The organism is Proteus vulgaris, from assembly GCF_016647575.1.
Lineage (GTDB): Bacteria > Pseudomonadota > Gammaproteobacteria > Enterobacterales > Enterobacteriaceae > Proteus > Proteus mirabilis_B.
The window spans coordinates 4064525-4082447 of sequence record NZ_CP032663.1 but is presented as its reverse complement, the minus strand read 5'-3'; the positions used below and the strand labels follow the sequence as shown (position 1 = coordinate 4082447).

The 17923-nt window shown below is 40.2% G+C and carries 16 protein-coding genes; 1 reads left to right on the top strand and 15 read right to left on the bottom strand.

The annotated features are described in order from the left end of the window. Positions 1 to 19: 19 nt before the first annotated feature. Positions 20 to 652: a TetR/AcrR family transcriptional regulator C-terminal domain-containing protein gene (locus D7029_RS18630; protein WP_075674273.1), complete on the top strand. Its 633-nt coding sequence runs from the start codon at positions 20 to 22 to the stop codon at positions 650 to 652. Between the two features lie 56 nt (positions 653 to 708). Here D7029_RS18630 and D7029_RS18625 read toward each other — a convergent pair whose 3' ends face one another. The 15 genes from D7029_RS18625 to mnmG all read right to left on the bottom strand — a co-directional run bounded on the left by D7029_RS18625 (position 709) and on the right by mnmG (position 17662). Next, entirely contained in the window at positions 709 to 2115 is a 1407-nt protein-coding gene (locus D7029_RS18625; protein WP_102949440.1) for a YfcC family protein, read from the bottom strand. A gap of 9 nt (positions 2116 to 2124) precedes the next feature. Beyond that, positions 2125 to 3258 carry a M20 family metallopeptidase gene (locus tag D7029_RS18620; RefSeq protein ID WP_088494180.1) on the bottom strand — a complete coding sequence of 378 codons (1134 nt, stop codon included), beginning with the start codon at positions 3256 to 3258 and terminating at the stop codon, positions 2125 to 2127. An 826-nt stretch (positions 3259 to 4084) separates the two neighbouring features. After that, positions 4085 to 5911, bottom strand: coding sequence for a glutamine--fructose-6-phosphate transaminase (isomerizing) (glmS, locus tag D7029_RS18615; protein ID WP_088494181.1), 1827 nt, complete (start codon positions 5909 to 5911; stop codon positions 4085 to 4087). Positions 5912 to 6071: 160 nt separating this feature from the next. After that, a complete protein-coding gene (gene glmU / locus D7029_RS18610; RefSeq protein WP_194951506.1) occupies positions 6072 to 7445 on the bottom strand; it encodes a bifunctional UDP-N-acetylglucosamine diphosphorylase/glucosamine-1-phosphate N-acetyltransferase GlmU in 1374 nt (457 codons plus the stop codon). 152 nt (positions 7446 to 7597) lie between these two features. Continuing rightward, positions 7598 to 8014, bottom strand: a complete 417-nt coding sequence (locus tag D7029_RS18605; RefSeq protein WP_006534340.1) for a F0F1 ATP synthase subunit epsilon — start codon at positions 8012 to 8014, stop codon at positions 7598 to 7600. A 21-nt stretch (positions 8015 to 8035) separates the two neighbouring features. Further along, positions 8036 to 9418, bottom strand: a complete 1383-nt coding sequence (gene atpD, locus D7029_RS18600) for a F0F1 ATP synthase subunit beta (RefSeq protein ID WP_023583323.1) — start codon at positions 9416 to 9418, stop codon at positions 8036 to 8038. A 34-nt stretch (positions 9419 to 9452) separates the two neighbouring features. Next, a complete protein-coding gene (atpG, locus tag D7029_RS18595; RefSeq protein WP_006534342.1) occupies positions 9453 to 10316 on the bottom strand; it encodes a F0F1 ATP synthase subunit gamma in 864 nt (287 codons plus the stop codon). Between the two features lie 58 nt (positions 10317 to 10374). After that, positions 10375 to 11916 carry a F0F1 ATP synthase subunit alpha gene (atpA, locus tag D7029_RS18590; protein WP_006534343.1) on the bottom strand — a complete coding sequence of 514 codons (1542 nt, stop codon included), beginning with the start codon at positions 11914 to 11916 and terminating at the stop codon, positions 10375 to 10377. A 14-nt stretch (positions 11917 to 11930) separates the two neighbouring features. Further along, a complete protein-coding gene (gene atpH / locus D7029_RS18585; protein WP_006534344.1) occupies positions 11931 to 12464 on the bottom strand; it encodes a F0F1 ATP synthase subunit delta in 534 nt (177 codons plus the stop codon). 12 nt (positions 12465 to 12476) lie between these two features. Further along, complete coding sequence (gene atpF / locus D7029_RS18580; RefSeq protein WP_036914499.1) at positions 12477 to 12947, bottom strand: F0F1 ATP synthase subunit B; 471 nt, start codon at positions 12945 to 12947, stop codon at positions 12477 to 12479. Between the two features lie 61 nt (positions 12948 to 13008). Continuing rightward, positions 13009 to 13248: a F0F1 ATP synthase subunit C gene (gene atpE, locus D7029_RS18575; RefSeq protein ID WP_004246596.1), complete on the bottom strand. Its 240-nt coding sequence runs from the start codon at positions 13246 to 13248 to the stop codon at positions 13009 to 13011. A 45-nt stretch (positions 13249 to 13293) separates the two neighbouring features. Then, positions 13294 to 14118 (bottom strand): F0F1 ATP synthase subunit A, encoded by an 825-nt coding sequence (atpB, locus tag D7029_RS18570; RefSeq protein WP_072071088.1) that lies wholly within the window; start codon positions 14116 to 14118, stop codon positions 13294 to 13296. Between the two features lie 31 nt (positions 14119 to 14149). After that, positions 14150 to 14527 carry a F0F1 ATP synthase subunit I gene (atpI, locus tag D7029_RS18565; RefSeq protein WP_088494183.1) on the bottom strand — a complete coding sequence of 126 codons (378 nt, stop codon included), beginning with the start codon at positions 14525 to 14527 and terminating at the stop codon, positions 14150 to 14152. Positions 14528 to 15140: 613 nt separating this feature from the next. Then, positions 15141 to 15767: a 16S rRNA (guanine(527)-N(7))-methyltransferase RsmG gene (gene rsmG, locus D7029_RS18560; RefSeq protein ID WP_088494184.1), complete on the bottom strand. Its 627-nt coding sequence runs from the start codon at positions 15765 to 15767 to the stop codon at positions 15141 to 15143. Then, the gene (gene mnmG / locus D7029_RS18555) at positions 15764 to 17662 is read right to left on the bottom strand and encodes a tRNA uridine-5-carboxymethylaminomethyl(34) synthesis enzyme MnmG (protein ID WP_194951505.1); all 1899 of its coding nucleotides are present in this window, start codon (positions 17660 to 17662) and stop codon (positions 15764 to 15766) included. The genes rsmG and mnmG overlap by 4 nt, the downstream gene beginning before the upstream one ends. Positions 17663 to 17923 lie beyond the last annotated feature (261 nt).

Here is a 17923-nt window from a genome sequence, read left to right as displayed (position 1 = left end):
AGGGAAATGAGAATTATTTATGAAAACACCTAAAATTGAACGGCTGAAAGTAGTAGATACCGCCCTTGCATTACTAGAGACAGAAGGTATTGAAGGCTTAACAATGCGTAAACTAGCGGATGCTTTACAGATAAAAGCAGCCTCTCTCTATTGGCACTTTGATAACAAACAGACGTTAATTGAAGGGATCGCGGATAGAATAGTCAGCGATGTTGCCGTAAATTTTGAATTTCATAATGATTGGAAAAAAGATATAACACGCCTTTCTTATGATTTAAGAAACGCATTTTTACGTCATAGGGACGGTGCCAGAGTATTTGCAGGTACTTATGTCATTTCTGAAAATGTATTACGTATAAATAATACTTTTATTAATGCAATTATGCAGTCAGGTACTTCAGCTCAATTAGCCAGCAAAATGACAATGGCGTTACTCTATTTTATTTTAGGATGTTGTATAGAACAACAATCCGTCATGCTCATTGAAAAAGCAGAATTAATGGATAAAAGAGAGGCATTTGAGCAATTAGTCCAAGATAAATTTCCTCAAACTTGGCAAGCAAGAGAGGTTCTTTTTGCTGATGATTTTACAAGTCGCTTCGAATTTGGATTAGAGCAATTATTGCTCGGTTTTCAGCATCAAATTAATTAGAATTGAAAAAATAGCCGCTTATAATAAGCGGCTATTTTATTTTCTTATTTTATAAATCAGACAGGGCCATAGCTAATAGCGGTTGCGATACCAATCGCCGCCATACCAATCACGGTCCAAACCATCAAGATTGGGAAAACAAATTTAACCCAACGAGTCCAAGGCACTTTTCCTACGGCCAATACTGCCATTAATACGCCAGATGTTGGTGTAATTATGTTAGTAAATCCATCGCCTAATTTAAGGATCAATACACCAGTTTGGCGAGTGAGATCCAAGATATCTAAGATAGGTACCATAATTGGCATCACTATAGAAGCTTGTCCGGTTCCTGATGTTACCAATAAATTAAATAATAAATTAAAGAAATAAAGTAACTGCGCTCCCCAAAAATGAGAGGTTTGCTGTAATGGAACGAGTGTGGCTTGAACAATAGAATCCAGTACACGACCTTCATCTAAAATAACAATCACAGCTCTTGCAATACCGACGACTAATGCACCATAAACTAAGGATTGAGCGCCTTTCATAAAGGTTTTTATATAGTCATTAGGGCCAATTTTAAACATCGCCGCAACCACAACACTCATCATAATAAAGATGGCAGATAAGTGCTCAATTCCCCATTTATATTCAAATGCACCGTATAAAAACAATCCAATAAATGCAATAAAGACCACAAGACTCAATTTCTGCATTAAAGAGAAAGTACCGTCCACGGTTTGATCTTTGTTAGCATCATAATCAGGATCATCTGTTGCTAGTCCATACATATAACTTTTAGCTGGATTATTCGCGATACGTCTTGCATACCAAACAATATAAGCAATAGTGACCACAATCAGAACTGAGAATAATACAATTCTAAAAATCACACCTGAAAATAAAGGCACTTCAGCTAAGGTTTGTGCTGTACCTAAAATAGTAGGATCTAAAACACCAACTGCATTTCCTGCATAATATCCTAGGTAAACAACAGCAACTCCCGTTATGGCATCTAATTTCATCGAACGCGAAAGGGCTATTCCTATTGGAATAAAAGCAATAACCGCATTTGCAGCTAATCCTAATGATGAAAGCATTCCAAATATAAACGCAACGGTAATAATCAGTGCTTGATAATTACCTTTTGTTTTGACAATTAACGCATTGATCCCTGAATCAATAGCGCGAGTTCTATCATAAATAGCAATCGCACCACCAATCATAAAAATCAGAAAAATAATACTCGCTGACTGCTTCAATCCCACAGGAATGGCATAAAAAACATCCATTAATGATGCAGGGTTTTGGTCAACATAACCAAAACTACCCGGTACAACTCGATTTAGTCCATTTACTGTTTCGCGTTCGTAAGTACCTGCAGGAATTAAATAAGTTGCAATAGCGGCTAAGATAACGATGCCAAAAATAATAATAAAAGCATCAGGCATAGCCCATTTTATTTTTTTATTCTTATCCATACATTCACCTTATTGAGACAAGCGCTTTAAAATATTGGCAAATAGCACCGTTCTTTCGGTTAATGAAGGCAAATCAATATATTCTTTATCGCTGTGTTGATATCCCCCAATAGGGCCTAAACCATCTACACTAGGTGTGCCAACTCCTGCTGTAAACGAAGCATCAGAGCCACCACCTGTTGAAATATCTTCAATATCAAGACCAAGCAGACGAGCTTGCTCTTTGATGATGTCAATTAATGCACTACTTTCAGGTGTTTTAACCATAGGAGGGCGATTAATACCACCATTAAGTGTAAGCTTAATTCCTTCTAATACAGGTTTGCTGCATACTTCTCTTACAAGTTTATCAATTTCAACACCTTGCTCATCGGTTGAAATACGAACGTCAATCTCAGCACGTGCATTAGGTGCGACGGTATTAACGGATGTACCACCAGAAATCAATCCTACGTTGACAGAAAGGCCGTCATCATGACGAGAAAGTGCGTGCAATGCTTGGATTTTATAAGAGAGCTCTTGAATAGCACTAATTCCCGCTTCTGGTGCAATACCAGAGTGAGATGCTTTACCTTCAATTAAAAGCTCATAAGTTCCCACACCTCGACGCGCACTCACAATCGCTCCATTAGCACGAGCTGGCTCCATCACTAAGGCATAGGATTTATTTTTGGCATACTGTTCAATCAGACCACGAGAAGTTTTTGAGCCAATTTCTTCATCACAATTTAAGAAGATTTCAACATTTTTATAAGCATTATTACCTGATTGCATAAGTGCATTGATAGCATAATAAGTCAGAACATGGCTGGCTTTCATATCAATAACACCAGGACCATAAGCACGAGTATCTTCGATACTAAATGGGCGTTCTGCCACTGTTCCTTTAGGAAAAACAGTATCAAGATGGGCAGCAATGAAAATCTGTGGATCTTTGGCTTCTTTATGAACTAAGCGATAATTATTGCCCAGTTTTTCATTATTAAAAACCTCAACAATAAAGCCTAATTGCTCATAACGTTGAATCAGTAAATTAGCAACGGCATCAACGCCCTCTTTATCATAAGATCCGCTTTCTGTGTTCACTAATTCTTTTAAAAATTCAACCATTTCATTGTATTGTGAATTAATTGTGTTTTGCATTTCTCTTACCTCTTGTAATTATAATTTGCAGTTTTTCTTAGCTTACTTTTGAGCTTTATTTCTCCTGAAAGAACTCGCTTATAAACTGCAATAAAACGCTAAAGAACGATCATTAGCGCTAATTTGTAATTTTCATTATTTATTAATAAATAAAACAACCTTAAACTTTACATATATTTAATATGATTGCATCTATTTTTTAAAATCATAACAACAATTAATTAAACTAGCGATAAACCGTAATTTGAAGAAATATAACTATTGAATAAGAGATCGGATGAGATAAGAGAATTAACCTGAATATTACTTGACTATTTAAATAAGAAATTAGACAAATAAAACCAAATAAAACATAAATTAATACTTCTCTAAATCAAATTAATACAGAAAGAATAAAACATAAATATAATAAAAATTTAAATTAAAGCATAATATTTATAAAAAATTATTTTAATAAAAAAACAAATACTATTAAAAAAACAATGTATTACAACACATACCTTTATTTATTTTTAAAATATAAAATATATTTTAGATTTTACTATTTAATATTCTATTCCTAGAAAAGGTAAATAAACACTCCTATTGAATAAGCGGTTTAACTTTAGTGATTTATTCTATAAGTTAAGCCCTCTTCATCAATAATTATTAAACATTATTATTACTAAGATTGTTGTTAATTCGCAACGCTAGCCTTATTTAATAAATATTATTTATAACTAAAGGCGAAAAACACTATAAATATAATAAAAAACCCAGTGATCTAATTAAGATTTCACTGGGTTTAAGTATAAATAACAATAAATTATTTATAAAAAGCTAATTTTTATTCAACTGTAACCGATTTTGCTAAGTTACGAGGTTGGTCTACGTCTGTGCCTTTAATTAAAGCAACATGATAAGACAACAACTGTAATGGTACGGTATAGAAAATCGGCGCGATAAGCTCTTCAACGTGAGGCAGTGAAATTAACTTCATCGTTTCGTTTTCTTCAAAGCCTGCATCTTGATCTGCAAACACATACAATAAACCACCACGTGCCCGAACTTCTTCGATATTAGATTTTAATTTCTCTAATAACTCATTGTTTGGCGCAATGATAATAACCGGCATATCTGCATCAATTAAAGCTAATGGACCATGTTTTAATTCACCAGCAGCATATGCTTCAGCATGAATATAAGAGATCTCTTTTAGCTTTAATGCACCTTCTACCGCAATTGGGTATTGGTCGCCACGACCTAAGAATAAAGCATGGCTTTTTTCTGAGAAGTCTTCAGCCAACGCTTCAATCACTTTATCTTTCGATAACATGCTTTCAATGCGGCTTGGCAATGCATGTAATGCTGTTGAAACTTCCTGTTCTAATGTCGCAACACCTTTAATACGTCCCATATATGCCACCAGCATTAATAGAACGGTTAACTGTGTTGTAAATGCTTTGGTTGATGCAACACCAATTTCAGCACCTGCTTTAGTCATTAAAACAAATTCAGACTCACGAACTAAAGAAGAGCCCGCGACGTTACAAATTGCTAAAGAAGATAAATAACCTAGCTCTTTAGATAAACGTAAAGCAGCTAATGTATCTGCTGTTTCACCTGATTGAGATAATGTGATCAGTAAGCTATTACGGCGAGTTGCTGGTTTGCGGTAGCGATATTCTGATGCAATTTCAACATCACAAGGAATACCTGCTAAAGATTCAAACCAATAACGAGAAACCATACCTGCGTTATAAGAAGTCCCGCAAGCTACAATTTGAATATGTTCAACTTTAGATAAGATCTCTTCAGCTTTAGACCCTAACTCACTGAGATCGATAGTTTCTGATTTTAAACGACCTTCAAGGGTATTTTTAATCGCCAGAGGCTGTTCGTAGATCTCTTTTTGCATGTAGTGGCGATAAACACCTTTATCACCCGCATCGTATTGAACATTTGATTCAATCGTATCACGATTAACTTCATTGCCATTCACATCAAAAATATGAACGTGGCGACGAGTAATTTCAACAATATCCCCTTCTTCAAGGTAGATAAAGCGACGGGTAACAGGTAATAATGCCAATTGGTCAGAAGCAAGGAAGTTTTCACCTACGCCAAGACCTACCACCAGCGGGCTACCAGAGCGAGCAGCGACTAATAACTCTGGTGTACGGCTATCCATAATCACGGTACCGTAAGCACCACGTAATTGAGGAATAACGCGTTGTACAACTTCACGTAATGTACCACCTTGACGCTGTTCCCAGTTAACAAGGTGAGCAATCACTTCAGTGTCAGTTTGAGAAGCAAACTGATACCCTTTTTTAATTAATTCTGCTTTCAGTTCTTGGTAGTTTTCGATAATACCATTGTGTACCACGGCAATAGTGCCCGATACATGAGGATGCGCATTATCTTCACAAGGTTCACCATGTGTTGCCCAACGTGTATGAGCAATACCTGTACCACCAATCACTTGTGTCTTTTCTGCTTCTTCTGCCAGCATTTGTACTTTGCCAGCTTCACGCAGACGTGTCATTTTACAGTCATTATCCACAACCGCTAAACCCGCAGAATCATAACCGCGGTATTCTAAACGACGTAAGCCTTCAATTAAGATTTCAGCGATATCGCGTTGTGCAACTGCACCTACTATTCCACACATTGTGTTATTCCTAAAACTGTGCGTTTATTCGCACTTGGATGTCTTATACCTGATTGGTTTTATTCCCCAAGCCATTGTAGAAAGCGGGGATATTTTTTGTTTTTAGAATAATAGCGTACAAGAAAAGGGCGCTAGTTAAATATACGCCCTTATCTTAAAATTATTGTTTTTTCTTCACTGGACGTTTCCATCCACTGATATGAGTTTGCTTAACTCGACTGATCACTAATTCGTTTTCATTCACATTTTTAGTGAGTGTTGTTCCTGCACCAATGGTTGCACCATTAGCAACAGTCACTGGCGCCACTAATTGGGTATCTGAGCCAATAAAGACATCATCACCAATAACTGTTTTGAATTTATTCGCACCATCGTAGTTACAAGTGATAGTACCTGCACCAATATTAACGTTAGCACCGACTTCAGTATCGCCTAAGTAAGTCAGATGACCCGCTTTAGAGCCAACACCTAGGCTTGCTTTTTTCATCTCAACAAAGTTACCAACGTGAGCTTTATCCGCTAATTCACTGCCAGGGCGAAGACGTGCAAATGGTCCAACAGTACACTCTTGTGCTAAGTTTGCATCCTCGATCACCGTATATGGGCTAATAATCGAGTTATCACCAATCACACAGTTTTTCAGGACGCAACCTGTACCAATTTCAACGTTATTTCCTAAAGTTACATCACCTTCAATAATAACGTTAGTATCAATCACGACATCTTGACCGTGAGTTAATGTGCCACGTAAATCAAAACGAGCAGGATCAAGCAACATAACGCCTTCTAATAATAAACGCTCTGCTTGTTCTGTTTGGTAAATACGTTCTAATGCAGCCAGTTGTAAACGGTTATTCACGCCTTCCATTTCACTATGACGACGAGGGTGAGCCGTTTCAATTTTACGACCTTCTTTATACGCTAACGCGATAATGTCAGTAATGTAATACTCTTTTTGTGCATTGTTATTATTGAGCTTACCTAACCAACGTTTTAAATCACCACCGTTTGCGACTAAAATACCCGTGTTGATTTCAGTAATTTTGAGTTGTTCTTCAGAAGCATCTTTTTGTTCGATAATGCCAGTCACTTCGCCATTTTCACGAACAATACGACCATAACCCGTTGGGTTATCTAAAATGACCGTTAATAAGCCAATACCGCCTTCTGGTTTTACTTCAATTAAACGTTCTAACGTTTCTTTAGTGATAAGTGGAACATCACCATAAAGCATCAGGATATCTTCATCATCAGCAAAGAAAGGCGCAGCTTGTTGCATTGCGTGACCTGTTCCTAGTTGCTCTGCTTGTAGTACCCAATTAACAGGTTGTGAACCTAATTTTTCTTTCATTAGTTCACCACCATGTCCATAGACAAGGTGTGTTTGTTGAGCACCTAGTGACTTGGCAGTATCAATCACATGTTGAACCATGGATTTACCCGCAAGTTTATGAAGAACTTTAGGTAACTGTGAATACATGCGGGTGCCTTTTCCCGCAGCAAGAATAACAACGCTTTTAGCTGAATTAGACATAATTAACCCGATAACTCCCGTAAAGAATGGCAAGTAAACCTGTTTATGCCAAATAATACTACATATTTCGTCACACAAAATATTTCATGACGCAAAAAAGCCAGTTAGCTAAGAACCAACTGGCTTTTTTATTCATAGACTGCCTATTTACATCAACGTCGAGTCAATTCGATTACACGTAGTTTTGCAATCGCTTTGGCTAATTCTGCTGATGCTTGAGCATAGTCAACATCACCATGAGAGGATTGAATGTGTTCTTCAGCTTTACGCTTAGATTCCAACGCTTTCGCTTCATCCAAATCACGACCACGGATAGCTGTATCTGCCAGTACAATGACGCCAGTCGGCTGAACTTCGAGAATACCACCTGAAAGGTAGATAACCTCTTCTTCGCCCGATGTTTTTACGACACGTACCATGCCCGGTTTTATGGCAGTTAATAACGGGGTATGCTGCGGATAAATACCGAGCTCACCTTCGCTACCAGTTACCTGAATTCGTTTGACTTCGCCGTCATATAACTGCTTTTCAGCGCTGACAACTTTCAGGTGGAACGATGTATCGGCCATATCAACCTCCCGTCAGCCGTATTAAAGCTTCTTAGCTTTTTCTACTGCTTCTTCGATAGTACCAACCATGTAGAACGCCTGCTCTGGCAGGTGGTCATAATCACCGTTCAGAATACCTTTAAAGCCACGGATAGTGTCTTTCAGGGAAACGAACTTACCTGGTGAACCGGTAAATACTTCAGCAACGAAGAATGGCTGAGATAGGAAGCGCTGGATCTTACGCGCACGCGCAACAACCAGTTTATCTTCTTCTGACAGTTCATCCATACCTAAGATAGCGATGATGTCTTTCAGTTCCTGATAACGTTGCAGGATAGACTGAACACCACGAGCAACATCATAGTGCTCTTGGCCAACTACCAGTGGGTCTAACTGACGACTGGTTGAATCCAGTGGGTCAACCGCAGGGTAGATACCTAATGAAGCAATTTGACGGCTCAGTACAACGGTCGCATCTAAGTGAGCAAACGTTGTTGCTGGTGATGGGTCAGTTAAGTCATCCGCAGGTACGTATACAGCCTGTACAGAGGTGATTGAACCCGTTTTGGTTGAAGTGATACGTTCTTGTAGAACACCCATCTCTTCAGCCAATGTTGGCTGGTAACCTACCGCTGATGGCATACGACCTAACAGTGCTGATACTTCAGTACCTGCTAAGGTGTAACGATAGATGTTATCGACGAATAACAGTACGTCACGGCCTTCATCACGGAATTTTTCAGCCATAGTCAGACCAGTCAGTGCTACACGCAGACGGTTTCCTGGTGGCTCATTCATCTGACCATAAACTAACGATACTTTGTCAAGAACGTTAGAATCTGTCATTTCATGATAGAAGTCGTTACCCTCACGAGTACGCTCACCAACACCAGCAAATACAGAGTAACCTGAGTGCTCGATCGCGATGTTACGGATCAATTCCATCATGTTAACTGTTTTACCAACACCCGCACCACCGAACAGACCTACTTTACCACCTTTAGCAAACGGACAGATTAAGTCCATTACTTTGATACCGGTTTCAAGCAGTTCTTGTGAGTTTGATAACTCTTCGTAGGTTGGTGCTTCACGGTGGATAGACCAACGTTCTTCAGTTGCAATATCACCTTTCATATCGATAGGTGTACCCAGAACGTTCATGATACGTCCCAGTGTTGCTTTACCTACTGGTACTTCAATTGGGTGGCCCAAGTTTTCAACTTTTAAGCCACGGCTTAAACCGTCTGATGTACCCATTGCGATACAACGAACGATACCACCGCCTAACTGTTGCTGAACTTCCAGCACCAGTTTTTCTTTACCATTCATAACCTCAAGAGCGTCGTATACTTTAGGGACGCTATCCTGAGGGAACTCGGCGTCCACTACGGCGCCGATTACCTGGACAATCTTTCCAGTAGCCATCTTGAATCCTCTACGTAATTCGTAAACCTAGCTGTTATACCGCGGCTGCACCAGACACAATTTCTGTAAGTTCCTGAGTAATGCTTGCTTGGCGTGCTTTGTTGTACACCAATTGCAGTTCTTTAATCAGGTTACCACCGTTATCTGTAGCGGCTTTCATCGCGACCATTCGGGCGGCCTGCTCACTCGCTAAGTTCTCTACGACGCTCTGGTAAACTTGCGATTCGATATAACGACGCAGTAAAGTATCCAGTAACGCCTTAGGATCAGGTTCGTACAGATAATCCCAAGATTTTTCTTTCAGCTCTTCGTCATCACCTGGTGGTAATGGTAAAACCTGAAGAATTTTAGGCTCTTGAGCCATGGTATTGATGAACTTATTTGCCACCACATACAGTTTATCTAAACGACCTTCGTCATAAGCCTGCAACATGATATTGACTGGACCGATAAGGTCTGACAGTTTTGGATCATCACCCATACCAGTTACTTGACCAACAACATTCCCGCCTACTGAGCCAAAGAATGAAGCGGCTTTAGAACCGATTAGTGCTAAATCTACCTGCACACCTTTTTCAGACCACTCTTTCATGTCTGCCAGCAGTTTTTTGAACAAGTTAATGTTCAAACCACCACACAAACCACGGTCGGTCGAAACAACCAGGTACCCGACACGTTTAACTTCACGCTCTTCGAGGTATGGATGTTTGTATTCCAGATTCCCTAACGCAAGGTGACCAATCACACTGCGCATGGTTTCTGCATAAGGACGGCTGGCTGCCATGCGTTCCTGCGTTTTACGCATTTTCGACGCGGCGACCATCTCCATCGCTTTAGTGATCTTCTGTGTGTTTTGCACACTGGCGATCTTCGAACGTATCTCTTTTGCGCCGGCCATTTCTGCTTCTCCTCATGAACCAGACGGCCTAATGTTTAACTATTAGGCCGAATAGTTATTACCAGGACTGAGTCGCTTTGAAGTTTTCTAGCACGCCTTTCAGCTTCGCTTCGATTTCTTCGTTATAAGTACCAGTCTGGTTGATTTCTTTCAATAAATCAGCATGTTCACGAGAGGCATAAGCTAATAAAGCCGCTTCAAATGGCACAACTTTTGAAATTTCAACATCTTCCAGATAACCACGTTCTGCTGCAAACAGTGATAAAGACTGTTGTGCGACAGACATTGGTTCGTACTGTTTCTGTTTCAGCAATTCAGTCACTTTCTGACCGTGGTTCAATTGTTTACGGGTAGCATCGTCCAGATCTGAAGCGAACTGTGAGAATGCTGCCAGCTCACGATACTGCGCAAGTGCAGTACGGATACCACCAGAAAGTTTCTTCATGATCTTAGTCTGAGCTGCACCACCCACACGAGATACGGAGATCCCTGGGTTAACAGCTGGACGGATACCTGCGTTAAACAGGTTAGATTCTAAGAAGATCTGACCATCGGTAATAGAGATTACGTTCGTAGGAACGAATGCAGAAACGTCCCCTGCTTGCGTTTCGATAATTGGTAACGCAGTCAGAGAGCCGGTTTTACCTTTAACTTCACCATTAGTGAAAGCTTCTACGTACTCAGCATTAACGCGAGCAGCACGCTCCAGTAAACGGGAGTGCAGATAGAAAACGTCACCAGGGTATGCTTCACGTCCAGGTGGACGACGAAGTAACAGTGAAATTTGACGGTATGCGACAGCCTGTTTAGACAGGTCATCATAAATTATCAGGGCATCTTCACCACGGTCACGGAAGTATTCACCCATTGCGCAACCTGAATAAGGAGCTAGATATTGCAGCGCTGCTGATTCTGATGCAGAAGCAACAACAACAATGGTGTTTTCTAACGCGCCATGTTCTTCTAATTTACGAACAACGTTCGAAATAGTAGAGGCTTTCTGACCGATAGCGACATAGATACATTTAATGCCAGAGTCGCGTTGGTTGATGATCGCATCGACAGCCAGAGCAGTTTTACCTGTTTGACGGTCACCGATGATCAATTCACGCTGACCACGACCGATTGGGATCATGGCATCGACGGATTTGTAACCTGTTTGTACAGGCTGATCAACTGATTGACGGTCGATAACACCAGGAGCAATCATCTCAACAGGTGAGAATCCATCATGCTCTACTGCACCTTTACCATCAATCGGCTCACCCAGTGTGTTTACCACACGGCCAAGCAGACCACGCCCTACAGGTACTTCCAGAATACGACCTGTACATTTAACTTTCATGCCTTCTGCTAAGTCAGCATAAGGACCCATCACAACCGCACCAACAGAGTCGCGCTCTAAGTTCAGTGCGATAGCGAAACGGTTACCCGGCAGTGCGATCATCTCACCCTGCATAACTTCGGCTAAACCGTGGATACGAATGATACCGTCACTAACGGATACAATCGTACCTTCATTGTGAGCTTCACTCACTACATTGAACTGAGCAATGCGCTGCTTGATCAGTTCGCTGATTTCAGTGGAATTCAGTTGCATATGCTCCAGTCCCCTTAAGACTGCAAGACGTCCGTTAATCGCTCTAAACGGCCACGAATACTGCCATCGATGACGAGGTCACCGGCGCGTATAATCATGCCTGCGATAACAGACTTATCAATTTTGCAATTCAGCTTCACTTTGCGTGATAGACGTTTTTCCATCGCTGCAGAAATGTTAGCTAGCTGCTGTTTAGTTAGCTCAATGGCAGAAGTTACTTCAACGTCAACCGTTGACTCTAGTACTGCGCGCAATTGAATAAATTGGCTCAATACTTCAGGCAACGTTGATAAACGGCCATTATCAGCCATAACACGAATTAAATTCTGAGCATGACCATCTAATTGTTCGCCACAAAGGTCGACAAAGATGTCAGCCAGTTTTTCTGATGCTAAAGAACCAGAAAGTAATTCGGTTACCTGCTCATTGCGTGCTACTTCAGCGGTGAACGCCAGCATAACCTGCCATTTATCGACAGCCTGGTTTTCCACAGCAAAGTCAAAAGCTGCTTTGGCGTAGGGGCGAGCTACCGTTGCTATTTCAGACATGCCCCTCCCTCCTTACAGTTCAGCGACCAGTTTATCAACGATGTCGCTATTAGCAGCTTCATCCACGGAACGTTCAATAATTTTCTCGGCACCTGCGATAGCCAGCATTGCGACTTGTTTACGAAGTTCTTCACGAGCACGTTTACGCTCTGCATCCAATTCGGATTGAGCTTGTGCAACGATCTTACTACGTTCTTGCTCTGCTTCTGCTTTAGCATCTTCAATCATTTGAGTGCGTTGTTTATTCGCGGATTCAATGATTGCTTGAGCTTCTGCTTTTGCTTTCGCTAGCTGATCGCCTGCATCGGCTTTCGCTAAATCTAAGTCCTTTTTAGCACGTTCTGCAGATGATAAACCGTCAGCAATTTCTTTTTGACGTTTTTCAATGGCCGCCATAATTGGTGGCCATACGAATTTCATACAGAACAAAACAAACAGGACAAATGCGACGGCCTGGCCGAGGATTGTTGCATTTAAATTCACAGCACAATACCTCTTTCTTGGTTATTAACTAACTTGATGCTTTTACTGCTCATTGCCATCATTAGGCAACAGCAAACATCACGTAAAGGCCCAGACCCACAGCAATCATTGGGATGGCGTCAACCAGACCCATAACGATAAAGAACTGTGTACGCAGAAGAGGGATCAGATCAGGCTGACGAGCAGCACCTTCTAAAAATTTGCCTCCGAGGATTCCGATACCGATTGCAGCACCGATTGCAGCTAAACCCATCATAATAGCGGCAGCCATGTACAGCAGATCCATACTCAGGTTTTCCATGACAGTCTCCAGTTTGTTTCAGTTATTTCTTCAAAGAGTTAATAATTAATGTTCTTCAGATGCCATCGACAGATAGACAATCGTTAGAACCATGAAAATAAATGCTTGTAACGTAATAATCAGTATGTGGAATATTGCCCAAGGAAGGCTTAATAACCACTGTGACCACCACGGTAACAGACCAGCAATAAGAATAAAGATCAGTTCACCTGCATACATGTTACCAAACAGTCGAAGACCGAGGGAAACAGGTTTTGATAGCAGGCTTACCCCTTCCAAGATTAAGTTGACAGGAATAAAAATTGGGTGATTAAAAGGCTGTAAAGTCAGCTCTTTTGTAAACCCTTTTATGCCTTTCATCTTAATGCTATAGAAAAGGATCAGGATAAATACACCAATTGCCATCGATAGAGTAATACTCACGTCCGCAGTCGGAACGATGCGTAACGCTGGTAACCCTAAGATGTGTTCACCGATATAAGGGATGAAGTCGATTGGTAATAAATCCAGGGCATTCATTAACAGCACCCAAACGAACACAGTCAATGCCAAAGGTGCAATGACCTTGCTCTTTCCGTGATACATATCACGGACGCTGCTATCAACGAAACCAATGATCATTTCTACTGCAGTCTGGAATTTTCCCGGTACGCCACTGGTTGCTCTTACTGCTACTTTTCTAAACAGCCATAGGAACAGAGCTCCCATCAGTACTGAAAAGAAAAGTGAGTCAATATTTAACACCCAGAATGATGGCGCATTTTCAGCATGGGGATTGACCAACTCGAAAGTACGCAGGTCCAACTGAAGGTTATTCAGGTGGTGACCTATGTAGTCTCTAGTGGTTAATGCTTCTCCTGATGCAGACATGATGCCAATTACCCTTTTGTTGTTAAAAACGCTAACCGTTAATGACGGCTGGTGCAACGACCTGCATAACAAGCACCGCTAAGTAGGTCATGACCAGTGGTGCAAATGCCGCTTTAAACACTCCTAAAGCAACAATCAGCAAGGCTATTGATAATATAACCTTCAACCCTTCACTGAAAGCAAAAAGCCAGTTTATGCGAACTGGAGCTTCTTCTTCGTTGACTTTCTGTAAGCGCATTAACAAAAGAAAAGCAATATTGGGTAACCAACATGCCAATCCGCCTAAAAAAGCCGAAAAACTCCAGTCTGTACTCTTTAAGTAGAAACCCGCACTGAGAATAACAAAAGTCATAAACTGCAAAAATAACAGTTTCAGTGCAACTTTCCCGTTGTAGAGGGAGACAGACATGACGTTTGTATTCTCCAGACTAGCTATCGTAAAAGGTATTACTGAATGATGTATCAAACTGTCTTTGCTATAAAGTGTCAAGTGACAAAAACGAGCAAATTATACGGGGCGTGGCAATGAATTCAATCAATAAGTAGCGAAAAAGTGAAGATTAATTTAAATTTCTTACCAAGGTTCCATTTATGAAAAATGATTAAGAACAAAAAGAGTAAAAATAATAGTGCTGAAGAAAATAAATAGCGTGATACACATCACAAATATAAAAGTATAAATAAAGCTTATTTCATAAAATATATAACAGAGTTAACAATTAAACTCCCTTTTATGAACAATTTAGTGGCAATTGAAAAATAATTAGCCAATTTTCAATTAAATAAATTCAATATTTTTATAATGCACAGAATTATTAATTTATTTTGGAAATAAAAAGAGAAAAACTGAGGTTACAAAGAGAATTAAAGTAAAAGATAATGAATTGTTAATTTATTGTTTTATTGAGGTGAATTTTAATGACTCTCATAAATCCCCATAAAACAAATGGCGATAACATTGTAAATATTATCGCCAGAGCACAAAAAATGAAAAAAGGATCTGTGAGACTCAAGATATTTGATTAAATAATCACCAAATGTCTTTGTTCATTCAATTCAGGTATCGATAAGCTAATCACTTTTTCAGGCATTTTTAATCCATTATCAGCAAGTTCATCTAACTCTTCTTGATGAATTTGTCCTTTCAATGCATAAAAACGACCATGTTCTTCAGTCACTAAATGAGAGCACCAAGAGAGCATATCGTTCATAGAGGCAAATGCTCTACTGATAACGCCATCAAAAGGCTTCTCTGTTTGGTATTCTTCAACGCGATATTGAACAGGTTCGATATTATCAAGTCCTAGTTCGTGCTGAACTTGCTTCATAAAGCGAACACGCTTACCTAAGCTATCCAATAATACAAAATGGTGATCGGGACGCATTATCGCCAGTGGAATACCGGGCAATCCAGGACCTGTTCCCACATCAATAAATCTTTCACCTTCAAGATATTGACTCACAACAATGCTATCCAAAATATGACGGATAAGCATTTGCTGTGGATCTCTTACAGAGGTGAGGTTGTAAGCTTTATTCCATTTATCAAGCATCGCGACATAACCCGTAAGTTTTTCAGCTTGAATATCTGTAAGCTCAATATTGGCTTGCTTAGCCAGCTTTTTTAGCCGATTAAGTAAGTCACTCATGATGCACTCCTGCGTAATAGGCCTTGTTTTTTCAACCAAACTAATAAAATGGAAATAGCAGCAGGTGTGACTCCTGAGATCCGCGATGCTTGTCCGATCGATGTCGGTTTGTGATCGTTAAGTTTTGCAATAACTTCGTTAGATAATCCGCTGACTTGTTTATAGTCCAGATCAATCGGTAACGCGGCATTTTCATTGCGTAGTTGTTTTTCGATCTCTTCTTGCTGGCGACTAATGTAGCCTTCGTACTTAACTTGGATCTCAACTTGTTCAGCAGCTTGTGGTTTTGAATCATCAATACCCGGTGCAAAACGAGTGATATTCTTCAGTATGTCGTAAGTCATCTCAGGGCGACGTAATAAATCTTCGCCATTAGCTTCTTTGGATAATGGCGTATTTAGCAATTCATTGATTTCTGAAAGATTATCAGCTTGTGGATGAACCCAAATATTTCTTAAACGTTGACGTTCTTTTTCAACAAGCTCAACTTTTTCACTAAATTGTGCCCAACGGTTGTCATCAACCATACCTAATTCACGACCAATTTCAGTTAGACGTAAATCAGCATTATCTTCACGTAACATCAAGCGATATTCAGCACGAGAAGTAAACATGCGGTATGGCTCTTTTGTACCAAGAGTACAAAGATCGTCAACTAATACACCAATGTATGCTTGGTCACGACGTGGGAACCAACCTTCTTGATCGAAGGCATAACGTGCCGCATTAAGTCCTGCGAGCATGCCTTGAGCAGCGGCTTCTTCATAACCCGTTGTACCGTTAATTTGGCCAGCAAAGAATAACCCGTTGATAAATTTGCTTTCTAGGGTTTGTTTTAGATCTCTAGGATCGAAGAAGTCATATTCAATAGCATAACCAGGTCTAATGATCTTCGCATTTTCCATACCTTTCATGGAATTTACTATTTGCATTTGAACATCAAAAGGTAAGCTGGTTGAAATACCATTTGGGTAAATTTCGTTACTTGTTAAACCTTCTGGCTCTAAAAAGATCTGATGTGAATTACGATCAGCAAATCTCATCACTTTATCTTCAATAGATGGGCAATAACGAGGCCCTATTCCTTCGATGACACCAGCGTACATTGGGCTACGATCGAGGTTATTACGAATAACATCGTGCGTTTTTTCGTTTGTGTATGTGATGTGGCAAGGCATTTGTTCAGGATGCTGATCCACATTTCCTAAAAACGAGAAAACAGGCATTGGAGTATCACCCAACTGAACAGCTAGTTGACTAAAATCGATAGTTCTCGCATCAATACGAGGTGGTGTACCTGTTTTTAAACGACCTACACGTAGCGGTAATTCACGTAATCTGTGTGATAACGAAACTGATGGAGGATCACCAGCACGACCACCACTGTAATTTTCTAAACCAATATGGATTTTACCATCTAGGAAAGTACCAACAGTTAGAACAACAGATTTAGCACGGAATTTTAAGCCCATGCGAGTGACGGCGCCCGTCACTTGGTCGTTTTCAACAATGAGATCTTCAACAGGTTGTTGGAAGATCATTAAATTAGGTTGATTTTCAAGAGTAGTACGAACAGCTTGGCGATAGAGAACACGGTCAGCCTGTGCTCTTGTTGCTCTTACAGCTGGACCCTTACTTGCGTTAAGGGTTCTGAATTGGATCCCTGCATGGTCAATAGCGGTTGCCATTAATCCACCCATGGCATCGATCTCTTTTACCAGATGCCCTTTACCAATCCCACCAATAGCTGGGTTACAAGACATTTGGCCCAAAGTATCAATATTGTGGGTCAGTAATAGGGTTTGACGCCCCATACGAGCTGCAGCCATAGCGGCTTCTGTACCGGCGTGACCACCACCGATGACAATGACGTCAAAGTGTTCTGGATAAAACATGTGTGAACCTTAAATGTTACGAATGCTGAATGTGTTGCATTGGGAAAACGAATTCTACTCAACTTTTTGACAGATACAAGCGAGCAGATCCGCAGGTAATTATTTAAAGATCTTTTTATTTAAAGATCTCTTTATTAGATCTTTTATTAGGGAAGCGATCCTCTGTGGATAAGTGGATTTTCTATTTAAAGATCATAAAAGTGTAAAGGATCATATACTGTGAATGATCCGTGATCTATCTGCTGATAAGCTGGGATCAAA

Coding starts and splice junctions, on each gene's coding strand:
- atpH (WP_006534344.1), bottom strand. CDS start 12,464: ATGTCTGAAATAGCAACGGTAGCTCGCCCCTACGCCAAAGCAGCTTTT.
- glmS (WP_088494181.1), bottom strand. CDS start 5,911: ATGTGTGGAATAGTAGGTGCAGTTGCACAACGCGATATCGCTGAAATC.
- atpG (WP_006534342.1), bottom strand. CDS start 10,316: ATGGCCGGCGCAAAAGAGATACGTTCGAAGATCGCCAGTGTGCAAAAC.
- D7029_RS18630 (WP_075674273.1), top strand. CDS start 20: ATGAAAACACCTAAAATTGAACGGCTGAAAGTAGTAGATACCGCCCTT.
- D7029_RS18620 (WP_088494180.1), bottom strand. CDS start 3,258: ATGCAAAACACAATTAATTCACAATACAATGAAATGGTTGAATTTTTA.
- atpI (WP_088494183.1), bottom strand. CDS start 14,527: ATGTCTGTCTCCCTCTACAACGGGAAAGTTGCACTGAAACTGTTATTT.
- D7029_RS18625 (WP_102949440.1), bottom strand. CDS start 2,115: ATGGATAAGAATAAAAAAATAAAATGGGCTATGCCTGATGCTTTTATT.
- atpD (WP_023583323.1), bottom strand. CDS start 9,418: ATGGCTACTGGAAAGATTGTCCAGGTAATCGGCGCCGTAGTGGACGCC.
- mnmG (WP_194951505.1), bottom strand. CDS start 17,662: ATGTTTTATCCAGAACACTTTGACGTCATTGTCATCGGTGGTGGTCAC.
- glmU (WP_194951506.1), bottom strand. CDS start 7,445: ATGTCTAATTCAGCTAAAAGCGTTGTTATTCTTGCTGCGGGAAAAGGC.
- D7029_RS18605 (WP_006534340.1), bottom strand. CDS start 8,014: ATGGCCGATACATCGTTCCACCTGAAAGTTGTCAGCGCTGAAAAGCAG.
- atpA (WP_006534343.1), bottom strand. CDS start 11,916: ATGCAACTGAATTCCACTGAAATCAGCGAACTGATCAAGCAGCGCATT.
- atpE (WP_004246596.1), bottom strand. CDS start 13,248: ATGGAAAACCTGAGTATGGATCTGCTGTACATGGCTGCCGCTATTATG.
- rsmG (WP_088494184.1), bottom strand. CDS start 15,767: ATGAGTGACTTACTTAATCGGCTAAAAAAGCTGGCTAAGCAAGCCAAT.
- atpB (WP_072071088.1), bottom strand. CDS start 14,118: ATGTCTGCATCAGGAGAAGCATTAACCACTAGAGACTACATAGGTCAC.